20 protein-coding genes and 2 pseudogenes are annotated in these 19,596 nt (G+C 44.3%); 12 read left to right on the top strand and 10 right to left on the bottom strand.

Annotation, left to right across the window (positions count from 1 at the left end; genetic code table 11):
- Window positions 1–227: 227 nt before the first annotated feature.
- The 4 genes and pseudogenes from KHX94_RS20460 to KHX94_RS21105 form a co-directional block, all read right to left on the bottom strand.
- Window positions 228–389: a hypothetical protein gene (locus tag KHX94_RS20460; RefSeq protein ID WP_244859109.1), complete on the bottom strand. Its 162-nt coding sequence runs from the start codon at window positions 387–389 to the stop codon at window positions 228–230.
- Between the two features lie 9 nt (window positions 390–398).
- The gene (locus KHX94_RS10950; RefSeq protein ID WP_213680661.1) at window positions 399–1,730 is read right to left on the bottom strand and encodes a sensor histidine kinase; all 1,332 of its coding nucleotides are present in this window, start codon (window positions 1,728–1,730) and stop codon (window positions 399–401) included.
- Window positions 1,727–2,053 carry a winged helix-turn-helix domain-containing protein gene (locus KHX94_RS21110; RefSeq protein WP_280529653.1) on the bottom strand — a complete coding sequence of 109 codons (327 nt, stop codon included), beginning with the start codon at window positions 2,051–2,053 and terminating at the stop codon, window positions 1,727–1,729. Before KHX94_RS21110 ends, KHX94_RS10950 begins: the two co-directional genes overlap by 4 nt.
- A gap of 18 nt (window positions 2,054–2,071) precedes the next feature.
- Window positions 2,072–2,329, bottom strand: a pseudogene (locus KHX94_RS21105) (response regulator transcription factor); the annotation flags it as partial.
- A gap of 211 nt (window positions 2,330–2,540) precedes the next feature.
- Here KHX94_RS21105 and KHX94_RS10940 point away from each other — a divergent pair.
- The 10 genes from KHX94_RS10940 (at window position 2,541) to KHX94_RS10905 (ending at window position 13,681) form a co-directional block, all read left to right on the top strand.
- A complete protein-coding gene (locus tag KHX94_RS10940; RefSeq protein ID WP_213680659.1) occupies window positions 2,541–3,542 on the top strand; it encodes an AAA family ATPase in 1,002 nt (333 codons plus the stop codon).
- 605 nt (window positions 3,543–4,147) lie between these two features.
- Window positions 4,148–6,799: a TonB-dependent receptor domain-containing protein gene (locus KHX94_RS10935; protein WP_213680658.1), complete on the top strand. Its 2,652-nt coding sequence runs from the start codon at window positions 4,148–4,150 to the stop codon at window positions 6,797–6,799.
- 122 nt (window positions 6,800–6,921) lie between these two features.
- Window positions 6,922–7,155, top strand: a complete 234-nt coding sequence (locus tag KHX94_RS21100) for a hypothetical protein (protein ID WP_342345759.1) — start codon at window positions 6,922–6,924, stop codon at window positions 7,153–7,155.
- Window positions 7,156–7,278: 123 nt separating this feature from the next.
- Window positions 7,279–7,965: a response regulator transcription factor gene (locus KHX94_RS10925; protein ID WP_213680657.1), complete on the top strand. Its 687-nt coding sequence runs from the start codon at window positions 7,279–7,281 to the stop codon at window positions 7,963–7,965.
- A 246-nt stretch (window positions 7,966–8,211) separates the two neighbouring features.
- Window positions 8,212–8,667 (top strand): PHP domain-containing protein, encoded by a 456-nt coding sequence (locus KHX94_RS20455; protein ID WP_244859108.1) that lies wholly within the window; start codon window positions 8,212–8,214, stop codon window positions 8,665–8,667.
- Complete coding sequence (locus KHX94_RS10920) at window positions 8,601–9,812, top strand: CehA/McbA family metallohydrolase domain-containing protein (protein WP_244859107.1); 1,212 nt, start codon at window positions 8,601–8,603, stop codon at window positions 9,810–9,812. The genes KHX94_RS20455 and KHX94_RS10920 overlap by 67 nt, the downstream gene beginning before the upstream one ends.
- A gap of 1,048 nt (window positions 9,813–10,860) precedes the next feature.
- Window positions 10,861–11,310: a DUF2057 family protein gene (locus KHX94_RS10915; protein WP_213680656.1), complete on the top strand. Its 450-nt coding sequence runs from the start codon at window positions 10,861–10,863 to the stop codon at window positions 11,308–11,310.
- Window positions 11,311–11,697: 387 nt separating this feature from the next.
- The gene (locus KHX94_RS20450; protein WP_244859106.1) at window positions 11,698–12,330 is read left to right on the top strand and encodes an OprD family outer membrane porin; all 633 of its coding nucleotides are present in this window, start codon (window positions 11,698–11,700) and stop codon (window positions 12,328–12,330) included.
- Window positions 12,312–12,920 (top strand): hypothetical protein, encoded by a 609-nt coding sequence (locus KHX94_RS20445; protein ID WP_244859105.1) that lies wholly within the window; start codon window positions 12,312–12,314, stop codon window positions 12,918–12,920. The genes KHX94_RS20450 and KHX94_RS20445 overlap by 19 nt, the downstream gene beginning before the upstream one ends.
- A gap of 83 nt (window positions 12,921–13,003) precedes the next feature.
- The gene (locus tag KHX94_RS10905; protein ID WP_244859104.1) at window positions 13,004–13,681 is read left to right on the top strand and encodes a FadR/GntR family transcriptional regulator; all 678 of its coding nucleotides are present in this window, start codon (window positions 13,004–13,006) and stop codon (window positions 13,679–13,681) included.
- Window positions 13,682–13,965: 284 nt separating this feature from the next.
- Here KHX94_RS10905 and KHX94_RS20440 read toward each other — a convergent pair whose 3' ends face one another.
- The 5 genes and pseudogenes from KHX94_RS20440 to KHX94_RS21800 all read right to left on the bottom strand — a co-directional run.
- Window positions 13,966–14,172 carry a c-type cytochrome gene (locus tag KHX94_RS20440; RefSeq protein ID WP_244859103.1) on the bottom strand — a complete coding sequence of 69 codons (207 nt, stop codon included), beginning with the start codon at window positions 14,170–14,172 and terminating at the stop codon, window positions 13,966–13,968.
- A complete protein-coding gene (locus KHX94_RS20435; protein ID WP_244859102.1) occupies window positions 14,169–14,585 on the bottom strand; it encodes a hypothetical protein in 417 nt (138 codons plus the stop codon). The genes KHX94_RS20440 and KHX94_RS20435 overlap by 4 nt, the downstream gene beginning before the upstream one ends.
- Window positions 14,586–14,734: 149 nt before the next feature.
- Window positions 14,735–15,025, bottom strand: a complete 291-nt coding sequence (locus KHX94_RS10895; RefSeq protein ID WP_213680655.1) for a hypothetical protein — start codon at window positions 15,023–15,025, stop codon at window positions 14,735–14,737.
- A gap of 566 nt (window positions 15,026–15,591) precedes the next feature.
- A complete protein-coding gene (locus KHX94_RS10890) occupies window positions 15,592–16,209 on the bottom strand; it encodes a substrate binding domain-containing protein (RefSeq protein ID WP_244859101.1) in 618 nt (205 codons plus the stop codon).
- A gap of 152 nt (window positions 16,210–16,361) precedes the next feature.
- Window positions 16,362–16,421: pseudogene (locus tag KHX94_RS21800) on the bottom strand (hypothetical protein); the annotation flags it as partial.
- A 682-nt stretch (window positions 16,422–17,103) separates the two neighbouring features.
- Here KHX94_RS21800 and KHX94_RS10885 point away from each other — a divergent pair.
- Both KHX94_RS10885 and KHX94_RS10880 read left to right on the top strand, forming a co-directional pair.
- Window positions 17,104–17,733: an NAD(P)H-dependent oxidoreductase gene (locus KHX94_RS10885; protein ID WP_213680654.1), complete on the top strand. Its 630-nt coding sequence runs from the start codon at window positions 17,104–17,106 to the stop codon at window positions 17,731–17,733.
- Window positions 17,734–17,865: 132 nt separating this feature from the next.
- On the top strand, window positions 17,866–18,291 hold the full coding sequence (locus KHX94_RS10880; RefSeq protein WP_213680653.1) for a DoxX family protein: 426 nt from the start codon (window positions 17,866–17,868) through the stop codon (window positions 18,289–18,291).
- 299 nt (window positions 18,292–18,590) lie between these two features.
- Here KHX94_RS10880 and KHX94_RS10875 read toward each other — a convergent pair whose 3' ends face one another.
- Window positions 18,591–19,565: a hypothetical protein gene (locus KHX94_RS10875; RefSeq protein WP_213680652.1), complete on the bottom strand. Its 975-nt coding sequence runs from the start codon at window positions 19,563–19,565 to the stop codon at window positions 18,591–18,593.
- Window positions 19,566–19,596 lie beyond the last annotated feature (31 nt).

Genomic DNA, 19,596 nt, shown 5'->3' with positions numbered 1-19,596 from the left:
TATATTTGCATTAAAAATCATTTGGTTAATAAAATTATCAACCACCATCGGCTATGATAGCGGAGACTTATCAACGATTGAGCTGAGATGTTTGCTCTAGCGCGATGGCAGCAACAGACAGATGGCAGTAACAGATGGGCAGTCGATTGCGCCGGCCAAAAGCCATGACGTCAAACTAGCGGAGCCAATGCCAGACTGGCGTTTGCGACTCACTTCGTTTAACAGGATCACAGCGTCACAGCCTCGGCGACGGCGCAAGCCAGAACGCCAAATGACGCCGATAAAAAGCGCATAGCAGTCGCGCCATTACGCATGTAATTCAGATGCAAACTGCAACGTAAAACAAGCACCGCCAGTGGTTTTGTTGCTTGCAGTAACAGTTGCGCCATGCAGTTGAGTCACCGCTTTGACAATGGCCAAACCCAATCCATGACCATTACGGTTAGGGGAAATTTGGCAAAGGGTTCAAATAGACTATCCAACAGTTGTGGGTGAATACCACTTCCTTGATCTTCAATCGTGAGGCAACCAGCGGCGGTCAATGCCACCTTAATTTCGCCTTGCTCAGGTGTAAACGAGATAGCGTTGTCAATCAGGTTAGACAATGCTACCTGTAGCAAATCGTCATCGCCTTTAATCACATAGCGTGGCACTTGGGCATCTAAACTCAGCGTACAACTTCTATCCAGTGCATACGGGGTGCGCTCGGCAATGACTTTTTTACAACAGGCCACTAAATCCACCTCTTGGGTAAGTTCTTTCGGCCCGCCGACCCGCATAAGTCGCAGTAATTGATTGACCAGATTAACCAATCGGCGCACATCATTGATCAGTTTTTCTTTAATCTCGCTATCGTCCAAGACTTCCAGTCGCGTGCGCAATATGGTCAATGGCGTACGCATTTCGTGGGCGGCAGTAGAGAGGAAAAAGTTGTGTTGTTTTTGGGTGTCATCCACTTTGGCAATCATTTGGTTGACCGCCCGCACCAGTGGCAACACTTCTTGGCTCAACCCGGTTTCAGGCAACTGCTGCTCTAGGTGTTTAGGGTCAAACGAATTAGCCAGGTTTACCAAACGGCGAATCGCCCGCATATTCAGCAGCAGGATCAATATGGCAATCACAAATACCCCACCCGCCGCATATACGGAGGTTCTGCTATTTGACCAGAACCAGCGTTCATAGTAATCGGTCAGATCATAGAACTTAGGCTGCAAGGGTTTAGTGATCCCCGAAAACTCCATGTAGTAATTCGCCCCGTCACAGTACGAATACATGACCGACACCTGTTTTTTCTCATCGGCCAGCGAAGTGCTGTAATTTGCATAAGTACACACATGCATATTTTTTTGCTGAGAAATCATTTGGTGCAATTGCTCCAGCTTTAACTGGGCCATGTAATGATTGGTGTCAGTGTTACTGTAGACATAATTATCCTGACGCAGGTAATACGTGAAATCCGGGTTACTAGCTAACACTTCGGCAATCGCAGGATAGGATTTTATTTTTTCCGCACTGTGCGGATTTTGTTTCATGTCATACAAGAACTGACGCATTTCACTGGTGACCAGACTGACTGTGGTCGCCATAGGGTCATCGCTACCGTCAGGCACATCCATTAATGGTTCGATAGCCATAAAATAAACAAATGTCCCTAAAAATATCAGGGTCAACAAGGCCATTTGTCCAAACATGGATTTGGGAAGTTGCAGCAGCAAGTGGTGTAATTTCATAATGCTTTGAGTAAGTAGCCCACACCGCGAACGGTTTGAATCGTGACGCCGGTATCGGCTTGAGTTAATTTTTTACGTAGTCGAGACATGTGCGACTCTAGCGTATTGGAGGTAATTTCATCATCAAAGCTGTATACCGCCTGTTCGATGGCTTCGCGGGCAATGACGCGATTAGCCCGTTTCATTAACAATCCCATAATCGCCAGTTCACGCCGAGACAACAAAAAGAGTTGGTCACGTAAAAATACGTTATGGGATTGGCTGTCATAACGCAACTGCCCAACCGTAATGATATGCTCAACGGCTTGTAAGGGATGGCGCATCGCCGCGCGAATACGCGCTAGCAGCTCTTGCGGTTCAAAAGGCTTGGTCACGTAATCATCAGCGCCAAGGTTGAGTCCGGTGAGTTTATCGTTCAGCTGATCCATTGCCGATAACACCAAAAAGCGGTTGAGCAATCCCTGTTGCTGACAAAAGCGGATCAGTTCAACGCCATCACCATCGGGTAACATTCTATCCAGAATTACCACTTCGTATGGAAAGCTCCGCAGGGCTTCGCGAGCAAAGCGCATCGAATCCGCAACATCGACGGTAAAACCTTGTTTTTTAAATACTCACCAGTGGTTTCCGCGATGTCTGGTTCATCTTCGACTAACAAAATACGCATAGACAGAGAGCATATAACCGATCCACGATGGCTGAAAATATCACCAAGTGTCAGCGACCACAACTTTTCAAGTTGCAAGGTTGGTGCAAGCAAGCTAGTGGATACTGACAAGCATAATGGGTCTTGAGGTAGCAAACACGAAAATGGATAACAATGAATTAGCAATCGCCAAACAACGCGCCGTCGAGTTTAAAACCACCTTTAACAAAATTAAAGCCGAAGTTAACAACATGATGGTGGGTCAGCAAGAGGTCGTAGAAGGTGTCTTAATTGCACTGATGGCTGGCGGTCACGTATTGCTGGAAGGTGTTCCTGGTCTGGGTAAAACCATGCTGGTCAGTTCTATCAGTCAGGCAGTTAACTTGCAGTTTTCGCGTATCCAGTTCACGCCTGACCTGATGCCAGCGGATATTCAGGGCTCTACCGTATTGACAGAAACCGCCAATGGCGGCCACGAATTGCGCTTTCAGCCTGGGCCGATTATGGCGAACCTAGTGCTCGCCGATGAAATTAACCGTGCCACACCGAAAACACAATCAGCGTTGCTGGAAGTGATGCAGGAAAAGCAGGTCACCGTAGGTCGTCAAACCTTAAAACTGGACGAACCCTTCTGTGTTATGGCAACGCAAAACCCTACAGAGCAAGAAGGGACTTATCCTCTGCCCGAAGCACAGCTCGACCGCTTCCTGTTTAAATTGATCGTAGGCTACCCAACCGAGCAGGATTACCACACCATTATTGACCGCACCACCAGCGGTGAAAAAATCACCATCAATGCGGTCACTGAAGCTAAGCAACTCTGCGATTTACGGGCGATTGTCCGTCAGGTACCGGTACCGGAACTGGCCAAGACCTACGCTATCCGCTTGGTTATGGCGACCCAACCAGGCAGTGAATATGCGCCTGATGAGGTTAATAAGTTTGTCAATCTCGGGGCCTCGCCACGCGGGATCCAGGGCTTGATGTTGGCAGCAAAGGTGAAAGCCTTGCTAGATGATCGCTTTGCGGTGAGTTGTGATGACATCAAGGCCATTGCCGCCCCGGTTTTGCGTCACCGTATGGTACTGAACTTCCATGCTCAGGCCAGTAAAATCACCAGTGACCAGATTATCCAGACCATCTTGGCGTCGCTGAAATTCAGTTGATAGAGAGAACTTTGCAACCGTAAAGAGATTTCCAACACTTGCGTTCCCAATCCATCGGATAACGGTAAACGTATCTAGAGCTTCCCTTGACTCGCCTGGGATACGTTACGTTTTGCAAACCAACCTTGTGTTTGCTGGGCGGGTTGTGAGTATAACGCCTGAGAGTTACCTTTTTGTGTTGATTTAAGAGCCAACACTTTTGTTAAACTGCAAACGGGTAACTCTCATCTTTTCAACATCACAGGTCAGCGGCTAGCTGCACGCATCTAAGCAAGTTCCCAATGTGTTAACTGATATAGCACTGTTATTAACAGCCAACTTTTCTATTTCACATAGGTTTACAATTCAGTAAATTCTAGCTAACGATACTATTTACCAGTAAGCCGCTATTGGCTACCTAGTAAGCCACTATTTGGAGATTTTCCCGACTTTAACGAGAGATCACTACAATAATTGCGCTATTTATCCCGCTGATCAGCTCTGTGCAAGGTTGGTGCAAGCTTTATCTGTTAATAAAAAGTTAGATCGATAGATCTAAAAGGTAATCACAAAAAATACCGACCCTCAAACAAGAAAAACAGACCAAAGCTGAAGGAAGAGACAAAGTGCAAAGACAACATTTCCGATTATCCGCGCTGACATTAGCACTATATGGGCTATCGTCCATGGCAATGGCAGCGGACGACACCGATCTGAAAGACATTGAGGTAAAAGCAGTAGCCCAATCTCAAACAGCTCAAACATCCACTCCCAAGAAGCAAAAGAAAAGTGACGATATCACCAGCGAGGCGGTAGAACGTATCGAAGTTACCGGCTCACGCTTGCAGCACGGCAATATCACTTCACGCCAAATGATCATCGATGCCGACGAGATCAAAGCGCGCGGGGTTACCAGCGTAGAAGAACTGCTACGAACCCTACCGCAAAACCTGGCCACCATTGGTGCGATTACCAATGAACGCTCAAGAGGTGAATTAAACCAACGAGGAAATCAGGCTTCGGTTTCCCCACTGGGTTCACTGGGGGTGTCAGCGGCTAACCTCGGAGGTATAGGTGCCGGGCAAACGCTGATATTGATCAATGGGCGCCGTATTGCCGGTGCCGCCGGGATTGAAGATGGCTTTGTTAACCTCAATGGCATCCCATTAAGTGCCATTGAACGGGTAGAAATCAGTTTGGACGGGGCATCAGCCATTTACGGGGCGGATGCCATGGGCGGGGTCATTAACTTTATCCTGCGCAGTAACTTCTCTGGCAGCACCGTCAGTGTACAACACGAAGTGTCTTCCAATGATGCAGACAATAGCCGAATTAGCCTGTTCACTGGTCGAACATGGACTAGCGGTAATGTGTCACTGTCTTTGGAACACAGCAAGCGCGACCCAGTTAATAACTACAAGTCTGGTTTTAGGACGTTGAACTACGCTGACTATTATAACGATAGCGCTTATGATCTGCGGAGTTACAGCAATGGTTCACAACCGGGTTTGATAACTTGGGGGCAATACGATGCAGACTGGAACTATAGTGAAACGGGTATCACACTGCCAAATGGCACGGACGGCGTGCCAAGCATAGGCGATTTTATCCCGTTAACCGATGCTGACAAACTGGACTATGTTCCGAAAGATGCGGGGCCTAAAACCAAGTCAACCAGCGCCACCTTAAATGCCGAACAAAAGCTGACCGAGCACATCAGCGCATTTTTTAACGGTCTGTATACCCGTAGTGAATATAGTCGTGAACTCGATTACAGTACATCAGCGTTAAACATAGAGCTTGCGCCCGGTCAGTACTATAACCCCTTCCCACTCGACTATTTTTATGACCGCACCTATAGCAGTGCCACCAGAGTGTACTATCGCCCAATCGATGAAGTCGCAACCGGCGTTTTACCCTCAGGCAGGATCAGCAGTACCCAAACAGCCTGGAACTTTAACGCGGGGTTGAGCTATGAGTTTAATAGTGATACCAAGCTTGACTTTATCTATTCAAAATCAGGTTCAGGCAGCGATGGCGATCAATACAGCCTTAGTTCATTAGTTTCCTTTCTTGCGGATCCTAACTCACCCAATGGGGTTGCCTGTTACAATGGCGCGCTGGCAGAAGGCAGCTATACTGCTAGCGAAGCTGAATATTACCAGCAAATTTTTGATAAGCAGTGTGAAGCCGTCACCAGCAACGACCCGAATGTGGCGTTTAACCCGTGGAAATCTACCGCTGAAAGTTCCGGCGCTAGCATCATGGATTTTTATGTCCAGAATATGGTCGAAAATCGTTCATCGTCTATGGACAACTACGAGCTACGGCTCAACGGTTCTGCCTATGAATTACCTGCAGGCACCATTTACTATGCCTTGGGCGGTGAATGGCACGATAGCGGTGTAAGTAGTAAGGAAGTCAAAAACTTTACCGGCGGAGAAATCAGCCGTGATATGTATGCGTTTTTTGGCGAAATGACCATCCCGGTATTTGGCAAAAACTTTACCGTTCCAGGCATCAACGCATTAACATTGAGTTTATCCGCTCGCCGAGACATCACTAAATCCAAAGGCGCCGTTGGTACCGTAGGTGGTGTGACATATGAACCTGGGGTTGAGTTGGTCTATGCTGACAATACCTTTGCACGTACCACTCCCAGCTTTGGCTTTTACTGGGAACCGGTAAAAGATATCAACATCAGAGGTAAGTGGACTGAGGGCTTCAAGGCTCCGGTTTATACATCATTATTTAATGTATCCGGCACCCACACCTATGACACAACTATTTCTAACGACCCCTATTACGACTGTACCGCGCATAACGACTGTCTGTATGACTATGGCACTTACAAAGCCTATGCTGCCGCAAGTTATCTGGCACCCAACCCTGATTTGAAACCTGAGACCTCTACCCAGGAATCTTTGTCAGTAGGCTGGCAACCAAGCGGCACGTTAGCGGGTCTGAATTTGACTGTCAGCTATCATCGCACCAAGCGTAAAAATGAATATGCAGACTTGAGTGACCTCATGGAATTAGTGGCATCTGATCAGCGCCTGGGCCTAGAGCAGTTTTATCCTCGTGATGAAAATGGCAAAGTCACCGAGCAGCGTGCTATGCAGTTTAATATCGCTGGCTCCGAGTTTGAGTCGATGACTTATGAACTGAGTTACTACTTTAATACCGCTTACGGTAGTTTTGAGCCAAAAATCACTTACCTAGACAATATGACTATGGAAACCCAAGCATTTAAGGGGGTGACAAAGTCTCACGTTTAGGGAAAATTGGCGGCGTTGATGACTACAAAATCAATGGTTCTCTGAGGTATAACTATAACGATTTAACCGCAACGTTATACGCTTACTACCTGCCCAAATATCTCAATAACTACCTGAGTTATATGTCAGCTGGTACTGTCTATGGAACAGAGCACGACCGCGAAGTAGACTCATACCTTTGGTTTGATTTAACAGCGTCATATCAACTGACCAATAGCTTACGGATCAACTTTGCTGGCCGTAATATCTTTGATAAAAAACCGCCACTGGCCGTAGTTGACCAACGGCCGTACGACTCTTCACGCTACAATGCAGCAGGTCGTACCTTCTCATTGGAAGTGCAGTACGAGTTCTAATCTGTACCAACAATTATGCTAATTAAAACGCCCAGTTAATCTACACACTGGGCGTTTTTGTCAGTTTTATGCAAGCTTATCTTCGTAGACTCGTCACATAGAAAGCTAATGACGAGGTCTGCCATGCGATTGTTGTTAATTGAAGACGAAGAAGGCATTGCCGAAACGCTAGTCGCGTTTTTAGAACGTCATGAGTTTGTGGTCGACGTTGCCCCAACCTTAGCGATTGCCAAGGTCGCCATACTGGAAAATGAATTTGATTTGGTGATTGTTGATCGGCTGCTCCCAGACGGGGACGGCATTAGCATTCTCAACTTTGCCAAGACACAACATAAACCGCAGCGTTTTATCCTACTTACCGCTCTGGCTGACAGCCATGACAAAATTCAAGGCCTAGAACTTGGAGCGCTCGACTATATTGCCAAACCTTTTGAACCCCGCGAGTTACTGGCTCGGATACGCAATTGTTTGCGGTTGCCATTAGAAGTTGCCGCCCAAACCAAACAGTTTGGCGCCTTGGTGTACAACTCCATCAGCCACACCTTCACATTGAATAAAGAGCCTTTGCTGCTCAGACGTACCGAAGCTTTGGTGTTAGAAGCACTGATGACCAGACCAGGAACCCTGGTTACCCGGGAAGCGTTAGAAGCTCGGGTATACGGTTACGATAAGTTTGTTACCTCCAATTCATTGGAGTCCCAAATCTCACGCCTACGTAAAAATCTGGCAGAAAAAAGTGACCACATTCGGATAAAAACGGTACGTGGCATGGGGTACAGCCTGGTAGAAGATGACAGTGATAACGAGTAAGGCAAGGGTAACGAACAAGTAACTGCCGAGCGACAGCTGAGCATTAGCAGGAACGGGTTGAACCCCGAGGTATAACATCCCCCATCAGCAAGACTCGAAACTAAGCTTTACACTTCGCGGCTGCCGAGAAAATCGCCATATAATCGATGATTAAGGTTTTCATTAAGATTTTATAAATGTTTAAAAGTATTGAAACTTTTCGCTAATAACATGGCCATTGTCTTTTTATGAGTACAATGGAAAACTATGAAATCGAAAACAGCTGTTTCGCTACTACAGGTAGCGATTGTTGGGGTGTTATTAGCAGGTTGCAACTCTGGTAGTAATGACAATACCGATGATACGGTAACCACGTCAGGACGTTGGTTAAGTGGTGATATTCATGTGCATACGGCGGTTTCGCAAGATGCGCGCTCACCACTAACCGATGTGCTAAATAAGTCGTTTAACTCTTTTGGTTTGGACTATGTCAGCATTTCAAACCACATGCGCAATAATAGTCAGGACAATGACGATAATGATGTCGGCGGTCTACTGTATTATGACGCGTTAAGCCGTTACGAATTACCGGCCATTAAGTCATTACAAGCCGAACAATATCCAAACAAACTGATTTTTCTTCCTTTGAGTGGGACATGCCAACACATGAGCATTATGGCATTGGCATCATTTGGGACGATGCAGATCAAGCACAAAGACTAGCCGCAGTTAAAGAATTTGAATACCGTTTCAGCAGTAAAAATACTCTGTCAGATTTCAATGTTGACGATGTGAATCAATGGAACGAAGCTGGAATTACGCGGCAAAATCAAACCCATGATGATGCCATTGCGGCATTAACCTGGCTTGAAGAGCACTTCCCAACTTCCAGTTTTGGCATGCTCAACCATCCTCGGCGCTATGCGAGTAGTTATACCATTGCTGATGTTCGCGATTTAAATAATGCCGCACCGGATGTGTTCTTCTTGATTGAAGGGATGGTAGGTAACCAGTTTACTGATCACCGCGGTGATTATGCCGACAGCAGTTTTGATGGTGTTTATGGCGGTGTAGATCCTACGGTGGCTCAAGTTGGCGGTTGGTGGGATGCATTGCTCGGGGAAGGACGTAAAATTTGGAACGTGGCCAACTCTGATCACCATTTTAAAACCAGAGACAGCTATGCCAGCGGCTATTATCCTGGGGAATACGCCAAAACCTACACCTGGGTTGATAATAAAACCGCGGCGGCAGATCCTATCTCAGCACAAACGCTACTGAATGCAATGCACACGGGCAATATGTGGGGCACTTATGGCGACTTAATCAATGCCCTTGACTTTAAAGCATCAAATAAGGCACGAGACTCGGTCACTATGGGTCAAACATTAAGTGCCAAGCAAGGCGAAGCCGTAACCATCACGATTCGCTTTAAATCTCCAGCCACCAATAACCGAGAAGCGGTTGTTAATAATGAAATTTATGCAGCAACCAATCCTGGCGTGAATCATATCGATTTAATCGTAGGTGATGTTGGCGAGAAAGCCCTGCCGGGTACAGATGCGTACAATAACTCAACAAATGCCTCCGCCCATGTTGTCCGTTCATTTTCAGCCCAAGACTGGACGGTGGATAGCGATGGTTATACAACCATGACCTATACCTTTACCGCCGCCAAGGATCAGTACTTCCGTCTGCGAGGCACAAATTTAGCGTATAACGTGGCCGGTTTAATCGTTAATGGCGAACCGCAACGTTCCGCAAATGTTGATGGTGCCAATCCGGATTATTTTGAACAGCTAAATGAACGTAACTACGCAGATTTGTGGTTCTATTCAAATCCACTGTTTGTTGATATTGATGGTTAATCATTGAACCGATAGATTCAACCTATAGACGGTGTCGCTTAAGCCAATATCTCAAACGATCTTGGCTTTTTCCTTCTCTGCTAGAAGCTGTTTATGCGATGAAACCGACAAACATACTTATGACAATAATCTCCAGAGAGAAGCGATTTAATCTTGAGTTGGATATAGTTGTTAAAGCAGTATCAGGGCAGCCAATGGCCAAGAGTTGGCTAGTCGTGGGTTAATACCGTGCGTTACAATTATATTCTGGGAGAGTGAGACAATCTGAGCAGATAACGCACACTATCGAGTTTCCGGTTCACGACCAATCGCAGCTCATGACTTAAACGAGTTAGATTACAATAATAAGCACCCTCCTAAAGAGCACATATACCGTTTATTGCCTTCTAAATGACATTAATGAGTGGGCTACACACTTGGACTAAAAGAATTCCCCCAAACGTTGATCTGGCAGTAATATCAGAAATAACCGCGGAATTGTAAATCTAAAAATCAAATATTGATCATGATCAATTACACCTAGTTTAATCTATTTAGTCCTTGACGTTTTTAGCTAAAACATGGCAACTTGCCAACGGATTTCTGCAACAGTATAGATAGCGTTCAATATGCGTAATTTGCTGTTATTAATGACATTGCTGATAATGCTAACTAGTCAGGCTATTGTTCCTAGGCTGGTTTTTGCTATGCCAATGTCGCAGCAAGTGACAGAAACTTCGCAAATACATAAATTTCAAACTCCCACTGACTGCTGTCAAGGGGGAAAAGGATGTAAATGTGATATGAATAAAAGTGGCTGTGGTCAACTAGGACATTGTTCAAGCCATTGCAGTAGTTTAGTTTCTATCATATCGCCAATTAATCCCCTCCAAATTCAACCAACGTTAACACAGGAAATTTCTTGCTCGACTTGGAGCATTCGCTCCATAACTGTAGGCGTACAAACACCACCGCCAAACATCCAGTAATTTTGATCAAAACAATCGTCTGATAAGCCAAAAGCTTTGAACTAAGATGTTGTATTTTTTAAAATTCTGGAGAAATTGTTATGTTCTCAAAAATAGCTATTACAGCAGTTGCTGTACCTACACTAACGTTATTGAGCTTCTTCACTTCACCAACACAGGCCGCTCAAGTCTTATTATCTAACCAGCTAGAGTTGCTTGATGTAGATGGGCATACCAATAGCAACATCCTTCATTCAGTAGAATTACCAAAAGGTTCACATGTTTTAGTTGTTCGCTATCGAGATCTATTCTCCGGTGTGAATGCGGATGCCCCATCCATTTGGGTAAAGTCACAGCCCCTGTTTCTACAAGTAGTTATTGCTTCTGAGAAAATCACCTTAGCCCCACCGCCATTAGATAATGAGGATGAAGCTAATGCGTATCTCAAGCATCCGTATCTGACACTAACACCAGATAAAGGTGCTAATACAAAATTATCACTACTGCCTATGACGAGTGTTATTACTAATTTGCTGTCAGCCAAAGATTAATTTTGAAAGAGTTATCGAGGTGCAGCATTACGTTGATATCACTTTTCCATGTGAATAAATTTCAGCCAATTTTGCGTTAACAGCTGTTATGTTGTTGTGCTCCCCAACTTCAGTTGTTATTGCAATCTAAACAATGGACTGTATTGGCTGTTATTTGGTGAATTAACAATGGGTAATTGACTATTAATTTCTTGATTAATAGTCATGTACACCCGCTGTTGTAACGCTGCGCCTCTTCTTCTCTTTCTGGTCTCACTTCATATTTAGCATGTTTCTACATTAGCAGTAACAGTTAGATTGAAGTGAATAATATGCATTGGCAAATAGCATTGGTATGGGGCCAATCTAAGTCATTGCAACTTAGATGAAATCGTAGAAGGGTAAATTATGAGTAATAAAAATATATCTATATTTACACTAAGTTTTATTTTTAGCACTTCAGTTTTTGCAAATGATACAGTTTCCAGTTTTGATCAATGGTTTTCTGCTGGAAATGTTCATGGTGCGATGAAATCATATTACTTCGTACAAACATTTGACAAAGACGGCAGCCATGATAGCCAAATCTGGGCAAATGGGGGAAATATCACATTCAATACAGGGAAGTTCAATGGTTTTGAATTAGGAGGTGAGTTTCAAGGCTCTTATATTAATAGTATCAATGATAAAGATGCAAAAACCGCTGGTAATATGGATGCAGATGGAGCAATTCTGTCGGAATCTTATCTTAAGTACACACTAGGCAATACAATCTTCAAAGGTGGCAGACAACATTTTTCATCACCATTTGTTGCTAACTCTGGTTCAAGACTCATCAAGGAGTCATTTGAAATGTATCAAATCCGTAACCACAGCCTAGTAAATACTGAAATTTCAGCAGGATATGTATCTAAATATCAAACACGAACTGATAAATCATATTATGCAGATAATGATTTTGTAGATTTTGAGAAAAAGGAACAGGTCGTCCAGGTGAATTTTATGACATTGGCAATAGCGGTATGTGGTTTGCCCAGATAAACACGTCACCATCTAAAATTATCAAAATTCAAGCTCAATACGCTAATGTAGTAGACGAGGTTAAAGCATTATATACAGATATAAAGTACACATTACCAATTCCTTTAAAAAGCTATATTGCTGCGCAATTTTACACCAACTCATGGGACAACTCTAATTTTGCTAATAATGACTTATTTGGGGTTAAAGTTGGTGCCTCCCATAAAAATTTCGAATTTTTTGCAGCATATACAACTGCAAGTGGCTCAGAAGGTGAGCATCGCGTTTTTAGAGGTGTTGGACAAGGAGCATATTATCAATTTACCACAACAACAAAAACTGCTGGCGTGGCCGCTTTTGAGGCCGGTACTAACTCATATCAGATCGGTATGGAATATAAAATTACCCAACTAGATGGAATGATAAGATATACATCATTTGATAATCCAGAAGTTGGAAAAGATCTTGATGAATGGACTCTCAACCTAGTCTACAACTTTCCAGGAAGCTTAAAAAATTGCGCTTTATCAGTTGATTTTTCAGTTCTAGATTATGAAGACAATGATAAAGATGCTACTGACTTAAGAACAAAATTTATCTATAAATTTTAATTTATAAAGATTCAACCAACTCATTATGAGTTGGTTGAATTCCATAAAAAACGAATTATTTAAAATTTGAGGAATAGCGGATATTGAGAGACTTCAAACCTGTGGGGCATATCAAGGCATCCACCAATATTTATGCTCAGTTACGTACAGCGATTTTAGATGGACGGTATGCGGCAGGACAAAAACTGCCATCAGAAAGTGAATTAATTAGTTATTTTAATGTGAGTAGAACAACAATAAGGGAAGCAATAAAAGGGTTAGAAGCTAGTGGTTTAGTTGATATTAAGCGTGGTGCAATGGGTGGAGCTTTCGTTAAACCAATTGGTTTTGAACGGGTCGAATCAGCATGTAACGACCTATTTTTCTCTGGGAAATTTTCATTCTACGAGTTGCAATATGCATTGTTACTCATTGGACAGATGATCGCCAGACAGGCTGCACATAATTGTACGAGTGAAGATGCCAAAATTCTCCAACAATTTGCTTTTGAAAACAAAAAATCGTGTCAATTTCTAGCTGAAAAAATAGCTAACTTAACACATAATCGCTTTCTTATTGGATTATTCCAATCACTGGTACAAGTAACTTCCGGTGTTAAAAAACAGCATCAATCTAACGCTATATCAGCTCATTTAGATTACCAAGGATCAAATCTAGTTAATGCCATAATTCAGAGAGATGAAAGCATGGCTGAAATGGAAATGAGCCAAATATTGAGGAGCTATTTTGATGAATTAACCTTATTTAATAATGAAATTTAATAAAAGCTAAAGTGACTACTGTAGCTTTTCAGTAAGGTATTTACAGTAACGATTAATCGCTAAAAGAGCTTCCTAATTTTTCGACAATAACATGAGATTCAGCTGTGTTACAGCCACCGATCGTCGAACAACAACGGTGTAGTATATTGCCACGACAATGCGCAGCGCTGGGTGATGTACAAATACCTTTTCTAGCATCTAGTGTTGCAGAGCCATAAAAATGACCGTTTTTATGGCTCATATCTTCCTAATCTGTTAGATGATGTAAGGTTATCTCTTTGAAATTAGTGTGTGTGGTTGTGTTTATGTTCATGACTACTGCCTTCGCCCATATCTTCATCGGGCGGGGCTTTAGCTACGAGCTCTTGGTATTGTGCAGGACTTAAATCTGGGAGTTTCATCAAAAATGCCACCATGCTCCAAATTGTCGGATCATCATGACTAAACCCCCAAGCTGGCATAGCGCTCATTTTTACACCGTGTTTGATCACCCAAAAACCTCATTAGGCACTACACGATGCAGCGAAAGATTAGGTGGCTGAGGGTAAAGACCCGGACGTATTTCTGAAGTAGCTTTGCCAGGCGCGAGATGACAGTCTGTACACATGGCAGCATATTGACCAGCGCCCTTTAAGATAAGGGCGGGATCATCCAAATCTGGTACTAGGATATCTTTGGCATGCTGCTCAATTGAGCTTTGACGTAACACTTTTAAAACTTCATACACGGGTTTTACATGAGGCGCGTCTGCACCAATGTTATAGAAACCAGAGTAGATTATCCCTGCCGCTATCAAACATAGGAGTGTTATAAATAATATAAAAGTCAGTAAGTAATGTTTTATGCTTTTCATTGTGTCGTAACCATTTTGTACGACGTCACAGACAACCGTGATGATTGCCACGCAACGCCTTACACACTGATGATCCAGAGTCAGATCAGTTCAAAAATAACAACTTAGTTGGATGTGATGATGGCACTCAGGTGCCCATCTCTAGCAGTTGTTTCTATCAATCTCAGAGCACCACAAATTGAAGATACAACTGTCCTGTACTAGGCAAAAATTGGCGGGCGGAAATTAGGAAAGACTAACAGAAAGAGGCGAGCATCAACCGTCATAGCGATGGCATCTGAACTCGTGATTAAGTTATCAATAGTTAACTTGTGTCCCACGGTAATTGCTGTGAAATGGCATGAAAAACAATGGGTTTTAACTTTACAGCATAGCGGTATCTGAGCTGCTTGTTGGCTATGGTTTGGCAAGGCTTGCTCATGCTCTGGTGACATCATATCGATATGGCTCGCAATAGCGCCATACGCCAACGTCTGCCCCATAAAAGCCATTAGCGTGATCCCAACCAGCCAATACAAGAAGCCACTTTTTCTCATGTTTAAGAGATAGAAACAAAATAGTGATAATAATTTTTAATTACATTACCAAAGAAAAATACATAGTTCTAGTCAGAACCGTACTGACGGTTGTCAAACTAACATCGATAACCTGACCACAGGTATCAGCATGAGCACTTTAGCCCTGATACTGACCTTCAGGTACTCACACTTTATTGCGTTGTGAATGTTGCTTGAGAATTCTACTTGGTCAATATTCATGGCAAATAGTGTCCAAAAGAACCCGCCAATTGAGACAAATACGGCAAGATATCTACAGCATCTGGATGAAAATGTTCAGTAACTTTTCCTGGATACACAAATGCCAAAATGCCATAGAATCGGCAATGACAGCTAGCCAGCGAGTTTTAAAGTTGATACGGCTAACGATATGCAGAACCGCAAGTAACATCGCCAGAAATACAAACTACTATTTATTTTATAAACAATTTTTAGAAAAAATCTTGGTACAAAATTAGCGATTCATCACCGCTTTTTAACCCAGATAGCCATGGCATACTTCACTGCCATGGCGGTATTCGAAATTCTTCCACCAGAAAGTCCACCAGCTTTCGTACCTTCAGCGGCAGCTGTTTCCGCGTTGGATATAGTGCAAAAATGCCCAAGGTTGTCGCTCGATACCCAGGCAGCAACGCTTCCAGACGCCCGGAACGCAGATCTTGGTATATCAAAAAGTCAGGCAGTAACACAATCCCCTGATGGGCAAGTGCGGCAGCGCGGCATGTATCACCGCTATTGGTTTTAATACGCGAATGAACATTCACGGTCACCTCGCCTCTGGGCCCATGAAAACTCCAAGCATTGCCAGCAGACCAATAGCTGTAGGAAATAATGTCATGTTTGACAAGATCTTCAGGACGCTGCGGATAACCGCGTTTACTCAAATACTGTGGCGATGAGCACAACACCATATTGGTGTAAGCTAATGGGCGGCTGATCAAGCTAGAATCGGGAAGTCGTGCAATACGAACAACGAGGTCATAGCCCTCTTCCACAACATCCACAATGCGATCAGATAATTCCACGTCGAGAGAAACCTGTGGATACAGCGCGGCAAAACGTCCCCATAACGCAGCCAGATGTAATAAACCAAAAGTCTGTGGTGCGCCAATTCGCAACTCCCCTGAACTTCAACAGTACTCGCGCCGACTTCGGCCTCGGCTTCACGCACCGCTAACAAGATTTCTTTACAGCGCTGATAGTACGATAACCCCTCGCGTGTCAGGGACAGCCGCCTGGTCGTACGCTGGATCAGGCGCGAACCTAAGTGTTGCTCAAGTTCGGCTATATGCCGCGATACCGCCGGTTTTGACAGGCCAATAGCACTCATGGCACCAACGAAACTTCCCGCCTCCACAACGGCAGTAAAGGTTTTCATTGCCTGTAAAACATCCATAGTCTCGAATTCCTGAACAATTTGTTTAAAAATACTTGGTTTATCTGCATTGTCAACCACCCTACAATGAGGCGCATTGCAGACGTTATTATGGATGCACAGATATGTCACATGTAAACAAATCAATTAAATATCATAATATTAACAATAAGCATTAGTATTGTTTGTCGCTACAACCGCGGTCTGATAACTCCGCTTCACCAAGGTTAACGATAGTGTTGAACTTGTATACAGTCTCCCGTTCAAGACCCAAGCACTTATCAACAGGCACTTATAACGTAGCTGGCGGCAATGCCAAAGAGGTTACACCGACCACATCCGTGATATCTCTTGCGATGGCCCGCTGAACACGTCGGTGGTGGCAAAAATTGTCAGTTAAATAAAGGCATTAGCCTTTTGGGAACGGGCGCCACGCTCAGATAAGTGCCACTGCCGATATTAACGTTAGCATGGTGACAGCATCCGTTTGATTGATTAGGCAACCGCCGCCAACGCAGCGCGAGATAAATCTTTGGATGGTATTTACCTCACGACGCGTGAATTAACATTTTCAGATGTGTTTTCTTGGAATCGCAAATACATCACATCGTTTTAACTTAAAACTAAGTGGATCAACATGAGTAATATATTAATCATTAATGGTGCAAAGAATTTTCTTTTATCAAAAGGGGAACTTAACAATAAGTTTGCCTCTCTCGCTTATGACTATCTGGCATCTCAGGGTCATAACGTATCGATGACAACTGTAGATAACGGATACTCAATTGATGAGGAAGTCACAAAAATCGCCAATAGCGATCTCATCATTTTCCAAATGCCAGGTTGGTGGATGGGCGAGCCTTGGACGATTAAAAAATATATTGATGAAGTGTTTACCGCGGGACATGGCGTTTTATACGCAAGTGATGGGCGTTCGCGGACTGATCTGACCAAAAAATATGGCAGCGGCGGACTACTTCTCGGCAAGAAATATATGTTATCCGTGACCTGGAATGCGCCGCTAGAAGCCTTTAATGACCCAACACAATTTTTCAATGGCGTTGGGGTAGACGGCGTTTATCTACATTTTCATAAAGCGAATCAATTTTTAGGATTAGAACCTTTGCCGACATTCATTGCGAACGATGTCCAAAAAATCCGCAAATTGAAAAAGATGCCGCCAGATATCTACAACATCTGCAACAAAATATTCGGTAATTTGCTTGCTCGTAATGCAACGCTGGTTTTCTCGCCGTTGGGACGTTAGTTAAACTGCCATTGATAGCAGCCAACACCTTGCCATATAGCGAGAGAACCAGCTGACTAAGTTGTGATTAGATTGAGTGAGTTACAGACGAGCTTCATATGGAAACCGACAACTATTTAAGGGAGTAAATTTATGCGCACCGTTACCCATTCATTCTTGCAGAGTCGCTGGCTGTGGTTACTTGCCAGAGTACTTTTAGCTGTGGTTTTCGTCTCATCAGGTTTGGCTAAGCTTATAGACTTCCAAGGCGGGATAGCCGAGATGCAACACGCCGGATTATCACCAGCATGGTTATTTAACATAGCAACAATTGTGACCCTGCTAGGTGGCTCAGCATTGTTACTCGCGGATAAAGCGCTATGGCTCGGCGCTGGGATTCTGGCATTCTTCCTGATACTTTCCATCATCATAGTGCACCATTTTTGGATGCTCCCCGCAGAGCGAGCAATGCCAGCTTTGTATATCGCACTTGAACATATGTCAGTGATTGGCGGGCTGCTAGCGGCAAGTATCGCCAGCCACCAGCGTAAAATTTATGCTAATGCGATACAGGGCTAACTTCCCTATTAATGGTTGACCTAGAAGCCTGCGGATATTTCGCTAAGTACCGCAGGTTAAAACCATGACCATATTCTGGTCAGCTGCTGACGTCGGCTAGACGCTCGCGGTGGGAAACGATACCGAGTATGCCACCGCTGCCGACTAAAACCGCCCTAGTCCATTGCAACAGATACCAATCACCAATAGCGGCCGTCACAACACAGCAACGCGGTAAATCGTGGTTAGCGCAACAAGATATTACAGCCGCTGTTGATGCATGGTATTAACCCGCCATGCATCAATGCCTCACGCAACCTTTATTGCGCTGGCAAAGGCTCCTTAGCCAGCGGCGTCAGTACAGTACGATAAACCTCACCCGTCCCGGCTGGTTGCAAGCGTTGTTTGGCCTCACTCATCAGATATTGCTGCCATTGCGGATTAGACCAATACGCTAAATCGCCAGTTGCTCTGAGCACATCGACAAGGCCCGGCCAAGCCTCCAATTTTTGCAAATTCTGTTTGCTGTACAGTCGCCCATAGAGTGGCAGCAAAGCATTCAATTGCTCGCCACCAAAGGTATTAGTGGTTTGCAAATTATCCAGCCACCGCTGCAAATGTGCTTTGGCGGCCTCAATATCATGTTGTGCTAACGCCTTGCTGACAGCCGCCAACCCGGCGTCAGAATTGTGAGAAATATCCTGCTCGGTCAAACTGAATTGTTGTTCGTTTACTTGGCTGTTATTGGGCAGCAATAATGTCATCCGCGTGATAAACGCCCGAATGTTTGCTGGGTCATTCACATCTGACTGCGTATTGAATACCCGCTGCATCAGCGTGGTAAATACCCGGTCTCGGTGTTCGCTGTCATCCCACTTAAGCAGTTGCGCAACCAGCATATTGATGCCCACGGAAGTGCCATCCACCAACAGCCCTTGCTGCATTGGCTCACTACCTGCCAGCAATTGCCAAGAGATCAGCTCAAGTAGCTGTTCCGCGTTGTCATAATCGCCAGCTTTACTGAACTGCACAAAGGCCAAATATTCCGGATAATCCGCCAACAAAGGTGACTGCTGCATTTTACTCAGTAACTGTTGCCGCGCCGCCGCTGACAAACTGTAGTCTTGCTGTTGTGCCAGCGTTAGCAACAGTTGCAGCCCATGATTGGAAATATCGCCAGCAACCAGTTGCTGCTCCAACGTTTGCAGTGTTTGGGCAGCATCGCCTTGCTTGACAATCCCCTGTGCCAAAATGCCATATAACGCTTGTTGATATTGGCGCTCGTCATCTGGCATGGCCTTGAGATAAAACGCTAATTCGTGGCTA

The organism is Shewanella dokdonensis, assembly GCF_018394335.1.
GTDB classification, from domain to species: Bacteria; Pseudomonadota; Gammaproteobacteria; order Enterobacterales; family Shewanellaceae; genus Shewanella; species Shewanella dokdonensis.
Note: the sequence above shows the minus strand (reverse complement) of the source record. Positions and strands in the feature narration are given on the sequence as shown.

Coding starts and splice junctions, on each gene's coding strand:
- KHX94_RS10895 (WP_213680655.1), bottom strand. CDS start 15,025: ATGGCTTTTATGGGGCAGACGTTGGCGTATGGCGCTATTGCGAGCCAT.
- KHX94_RS10940 (WP_213680659.1), top strand. CDS start 2,541: ATGGATAACAATGAATTAGCAATCGCCAAACAACGCGCCGTCGAGTTT.
- KHX94_RS10925 (WP_213680657.1), top strand. CDS start 7,279: ATGCGATTGTTGTTAATTGAAGACGAAGAAGGCATTGCCGAAACGCTA.
- KHX94_RS10880 (WP_213680653.1), top strand. CDS start 17,866: ATGCGCACCGTTACCCATTCATTCTTGCAGAGTCGCTGGCTGTGGTTA.
- KHX94_RS10950 (WP_213680661.1), bottom strand. CDS start 1,730: ATGAAATTACACCACTTGCTGCTGCAACTTCCCAAATCCATGTTTGGA.
- KHX94_RS10920 (WP_244859107.1), top strand. CDS start 8,601: ATGCCAACACATGAGCATTATGGCATTGGCATCATTTGGGACGATGCA.
- KHX94_RS20455 (WP_244859108.1), top strand. CDS start 8,212: ATGAAATCGAAAACAGCTGTTTCGCTACTACAGGTAGCGATTGTTGGG.
- KHX94_RS10875 (WP_213680652.1), bottom strand. CDS start 19,565: ATGCCAGATGACGAGCGCCAATATCAACAAGCGTTATATGGCATTTTG.
- KHX94_RS20450 (WP_244859106.1), top strand. CDS start 11,698: ATGAGTAATAAAAATATATCTATATTTACACTAAGTTTTATTTTTAGC.
- KHX94_RS10915 (WP_213680656.1), top strand. CDS start 10,861: ATGTTCTCAAAAATAGCTATTACAGCAGTTGCTGTACCTACACTAACG.
- KHX94_RS10885 (WP_213680654.1), top strand. CDS start 17,104: ATGAGTAATATATTAATCATTAATGGTGCAAAGAATTTTCTTTTATCA.
- KHX94_RS20445 (WP_244859105.1), top strand. CDS start 12,312: ATGTGGTTTGCCCAGATAAACACGTCACCATCTAAAATTATCAAAATT.
- KHX94_RS21110 (WP_280529653.1), bottom strand. CDS start 2,053: ATGCGCCATCCCTTACAAGCCGTTGAGCATATCATTACGGTTGGGCAG.
- KHX94_RS20460 (WP_244859109.1), bottom strand. CDS start 389: ATGGCGCAACTGTTACTGCAAGCAACAAAACCACTGGCGGTGCTTGTT.
- KHX94_RS21100 (WP_342345759.1), top strand. CDS start 6,922: ATGTCAGCTGGTACTGTCTATGGAACAGAGCACGACCGCGAAGTAGAC.